The 4973-nt window shown below is 50.7% G+C and carries 2 tRNA genes and 2 rRNA genes; all 4 read left to right on the top strand.

What is annotated here, in order from left to right:
* Nucleotides 1-1409, top strand: a 16S ribosomal RNA gene (locus EOE67_RS20265); the annotation flags it as partial.
* Nucleotides 1410-1496: 87 nt separating this feature from the next.
* Nucleotides 1497-1573, top strand: a tRNA-Ile gene (locus EOE67_RS20260).
* Nucleotides 1574-1802: 229 nt separating this feature from the next.
* Nucleotides 1803-1878, top strand: a tRNA-Ala gene (locus EOE67_RS20255).
* A gap of 191 nt (nucleotides 1879-2069) precedes the next feature.
* Nucleotides 2070-4952: ribosomal RNA gene (locus EOE67_RS20250) — 23S ribosomal RNA — on the top strand.
* The last annotated feature ends 21 nt before the right edge of the window (nucleotides 4953-4973 follow it).

Below are 4973 nucleotides of genomic sequence, written 5' to 3'. Positions count from 1 at the left end.
CCCGATAGAGGGGGATACCAGTTGGAAACGACTGTTAATACCGCATAATGTCTACGGACCAAAGTGTGGGACCTTCGGGCCACATGCTATCGGATGCGCCTACGTGGGATTAGCTAGTTGGTGAGGTAATGGCTCACCAAGGCGACGATCTCTAGCTGGTTTGAGAGGATGATCAGCCACACTGGAACTGAGACACGGTCCAGACTCCTACGGGAGGCAGCAGTGGGGAATATTGGACAATGGGCGCAAGCCTGATCCAGCCATGCCGCGTGTGTGAAGAAGGCCTTCGGGTTGTAAAGCACTTTCAGCGAGGAGGAAGGGAGTTGTGTTAATAGCACGGCTTTTTGACGTTACTCGCAGAAGAAGCACCGGCTAACTCTGTGCCAGCAGCCGCGGTAATACAGAGGGTGCAAGCGTTAATCGGAATTACTGGGCGTAAAGCGCACGCAGGCGGTTGGTTAAGTCAGATGTGAAAGCCCCGGGCTCAACCTGGGAATTGCATTTGAAACTGGCCAACTAGAGTATGTGAGAGGGGGGTAGAATTCCAAGTGTAGCGGTGAAATGCGTAGAGATTTGGAGGAATACCAGTGGCGAAGGCGGCCCCCTGGCACAATACTGACGCTCAGGTGCGAAAGCGTGGGGAGCAAACAGGATTAGATACCCTGGTAGTCCACGCCGTAAACGATGTCTACTAGCTGTTCGTGGTCTTGTACTGTGAGTAGCGCAGCTAACGCACTAAGTAGACCGCCTGGGGAGTACGGTCGCAAGATTAAAACTCAAATGAATTGACGGGGGCCCGCACAAGCGGTGGAGCATGTGGTTTAATTCGACGCAACGCGAAGAACCTTACCTACTCTTGACATCTACGGAAGTTTGCAGAGATGCAGATGTGCCTTCGGGAACCGTAAGACAGGTGCTGCATGGCTGTCGTCAGCTCGTGTTGTGAAATGTTGGGTTAAGTCCCGCAACGAGCGCAACCCTTATCCTTAGTTGCCAGCACGTAATGGTGGGAACTCTAGGGAGACTGCCGGTGATAAACCGGAGGAAGGTGGGGACGACGTCAAGTCATCATGGCCCTTACGAGTAGGGCTACACACGTGCTACAATGGTATGTACAGAGGGAGGCAAGCTGGCGACAGTGAGCGGATCTCTTAAAGCATATCGTAGTCCGGATCGCAGTCTGCAACTCGACTGCGTGAAGTCGGAATCGCTAGTAATCGCAAATCAGAATGTTGCGGTGAATACGTTCCCGGGCCTTGTACACACCGCCCGTCACACCATGGGAGTGGGTTGCAAAAGAAGTAGGTAGCTTAACCTTCGGGAGGGCGCTTACCACTTTGTGATTCATGACTGGGGTGAAGTCGTAACAAGGTAACCCTAGGGGAACCTGGGGTTGGATCACCTCCTTACCTAAAGCGGAACTATTTTACGTAGTGTCCACACAGATGATTGATTGTAAACGTAGAGCAAACAGTAAGAACCATTGCGGTTACGGCTGGTCTGTAGCTCAGGTGGTTAGAGCGCACCCCTGATAAGGGTGAGGTCGGTAGTTCGAGTCTACTCAGACCAACCAAATTCTGCTTTATGCGTCGTTGCTTTAAAACTCGTGTACAAGAGTACACTTCGTTTCAAAGCGCCTTGCCTAAAACAGAATTACCATTAAATCCGAAAGGGTTTAACGCGAGTGGTTTGCTTTTAGACGAGCCGACTTTGTGAGATGAGGAAGGAATGTACTGCTGTACATGACTGACGAGACGAACAAACAAAGGTGAAGTATAAAAGTAAAGAACGAAGCGGTAAATGGGGTTATAGCTCAGCTGGGAGAGCGCCTGCCTTGCACGCAGGAGGTCAGCGGTTCGATCCCGCTTAACTCCACCATTCTTAAGAAATGAAATTACTGTTTGAAAACTCAAAGACAAGTTCTTGAAATCAAGTGCTTCTCTTTGAGCTTTATGCTCAACGCTCTTTAACAATTAGGCAAGCTGATAGTAGTAAAAATAAAGGTCAACAATTTTATTGTGAACCTTAAGCACGATACTTACGATTTCAAAGACAATTTGGGGTTGTATGGTTAAGTGACTAAGCGTACACGGTGGATGCCTTGGCAGTCAGAGGCGATGAAGGACGTGCTAACCTGCGAAAAGCTGTGAGAAGTCGGTAAGAGACGTTAGACTCACAGATGTCCGAATGGGGAAACCCACCAGATTTATCTGGTATCGTATGATGAATACATAGTCATACGAGGCGAACCGGGAGAACTGAAACATCTAAGTACCCCGAGGAAAAGAAATCAACCGAGATCCCCTTAGTAGCGGCGAGCGAAAGGGGGCTAGCCCTTAAGTTGGTGAAGAATTAGTGGAAGGCTCTGGAAAGTGCCGCGATACAGGGTGATAGCCCCGTACACGAAAAGTCTTCATCAGTGAAAACGAGTAGGACGGGACACGAGACATCCTGTTTGAAGATGGGGGGACCATCCTCCAAGGCTAAATACTCCTGACTGACCGATAGTGAACCAGTACCGTGAGGGAAAGGCGAAAAGAACCCCTGTTAGGGGAGTGAAATAGAACCTGAAACCGTGTACGTACAAGCAGTGGGAGCCCCTTCGTGGGGTGACTGCGTACCTTTTGTATAATGGGTCAGCGACTTACATTCTGTAGCGAGGTTAACCGAATAGGGGAGCCGTAGGGAAACCGAGTCTTAACTGGGCGAATAGTTGCAGGGTGTAGACCCGAAACCGGGCGATCTACCCATGAGCAGGTTGAAGGTTGGGTAACACTAACTGGAGGACCGAACCCACTAATGTTGAAAAATTAGGGGATGACTTGTGGGTCGGAGTGAAAGGCTAATCAAGCTCGGAGATATCTGGTTCTCCTCGAAAGCTATTTAGGTAGCGCCTCGAGCGAATACCATTGGGGGTAGAGCACTGTTAAGGCTAGGGGGTCATCCCGACTTACCAACCCTTTGCAAACTCCGAATACCAATGAGTACTACTCGGGAGACACACGACGGGTGCTAACGTCCGCCGTGAAAAGGGAAACAACCCAGACCACCAGCTAAGGTCCCAAAGTCATGGTTAAGTGGAAAACGATGTGGAAAGGCATAGACAGCTAGGAGGTTGGCTTAGAAGCAGCCACCCTTTAAAGAAAGCGTAATAGCTCACTAGTCGAGTCGGTCTGCGCGGAAGATGTAACGGGGCTAAACCATGCACCGAAGCTGTGGACTTGTGCTAAGCACAAGTGGTAGAGGAGCGTTCTGTAAGCCGTTGAAGGTAGATTGTGAAGTCTGCTGGAGGTATCAGAAGTGCGAATGCTGACATAAGTAACGATAAGGGGAGTGAAAAACTCCCCCGCCGGAAGACCAAGGGTTCCTATCCCATGCTAATCAGGGTAGGGTAAGTCGGCCCCTAAGGCGAGGGCGAAAGCCGTAGTCGATGGGAAACGGGTTAATATTCCCGTACCGACAGTACTGCGATGGGGGGACGGAGAAGGCTAGGCAGGCATGGCGTTGGTAGTCCATGTGAAAGTATGTAGGTTGGGCGTTTAGGAAAATCCGGATGCCTAAGACTGAGATACGAGACGAGCCACTAAGGTGGTGAAGCTGTTGATGCCACGCTTCCAGGAAAAGCCTCTAAGCTTCAGGTACTTGTCGACCGTACTCGAAACCGACACAGGTGGTCAGGTAGAGAATACCAAGGCGCTTGAGAGAACTCTGGTGAAGGAACTAGGCAAAATAGTACCGTAACTTCGGGAGAAGGTACGCTCTTGGGTGTGAAGGACTTGCTCCGTAAGCATCTGAGAGTCGCAGTGACCAGCTGGCTGCAACTGTTTATTAAAAACACAGCACTCTGCAAACTCGAGAGAGGACGTATAGGGTGTGACACCTGCCCGGTGCCGGAAGGTTAATTGATGGGGTTAGCGCAAGCGAAGCTCTTGATCGAAGCCCCGGTAAACGGCGGCCGTAACTATAACGGTCCTAAGGTAGCGAAATTCCTTGTCGGGTAAGTTCCGACCTGCACGAATGGTGTAATGATGGCCAGGCTGTCTCCACCAGAGACTCAGTGAAATTGAAATTGCGGTGAAGATGCCGTATACCCGCGGCTAGACGGAAAGACCCCGTGAACCTTTACTATAGCTTGGCACTGAACATTGACCCTGTATGTGTAGGATAGGTGGGAGGCTTTGAAGTTGTGACGCTAGTCACGATGGAGCCGTCCTTGAAATACCACCCTTGCATGTTTGATGTTCTAACGTGGGTCCCTAATCGGGATTGCGGACAGTGTCTGGTGGGTAGTTTGACTGGGGCGGTCTCCTCCTAAAGAGTAACGGAGGAGCACGAAGGTTGGCTAAGTACGGTCGGACATCGTACGGTTAGTGCAAAGGCAGAAGCCAGCTTAACTGCGAGACAGACACGTCGAGCAGGTACGAAAGTAGGTCTTAGTGATCCGGTGGTTCTGTATGGAAGGGCCATCGCTCAACGGATAAAAGGTACTCCGGGGATAACAGGCTGATACCGCCCAAGAGTTCATATCGACGGCGGTGTTTGGCACCTCGATGTCGGCTCATCACATCCTGGGGCTGAAGTCGGTCCCAAGGGTATGGCTGTTCGCCATTTAAAGTGGTACGCGAGCTGGGTTTAGAACGTCGTGAGACAGTTCGGTCCCTATCTGCCGTGGGCGTTGGATGATTGATTGGAGTTGTTCCTAGTACGAGAGGACCGGAATGAACGAACCGCTGGTGTTCGGGTTGTCATGCCAATGGCACTGCCCGGTAGCTACGTTCGGAACGGATAACCGCTGAAAGCATCTAAGCGGGAAGCCGGCCAAGAGATGAGTCATCCCTTGTACCTTGAGTACACATAAGGGTTGTTGGAGACCACAACGTTGATAGGTGAGGTGTGGAAGCGTAGTGATACGTTAAGCTAACTCATACTAATTGCCCGAGAGGCTTAACCATACAACGCCCAAGTTGTTTTGA

It is taken from the genome of Rheinheimera riviphila, assembly GCF_004005945.1.
Lineage (GTDB): Bacteria > Pseudomonadota > Gammaproteobacteria > Enterobacterales > Alteromonadaceae > Pararheinheimera > Pararheinheimera riviphila.
The sequence above is the reverse complement of the archived record's forward strand: the minus strand, read 5'-3'. Positions and strand labels throughout refer to the sequence as shown.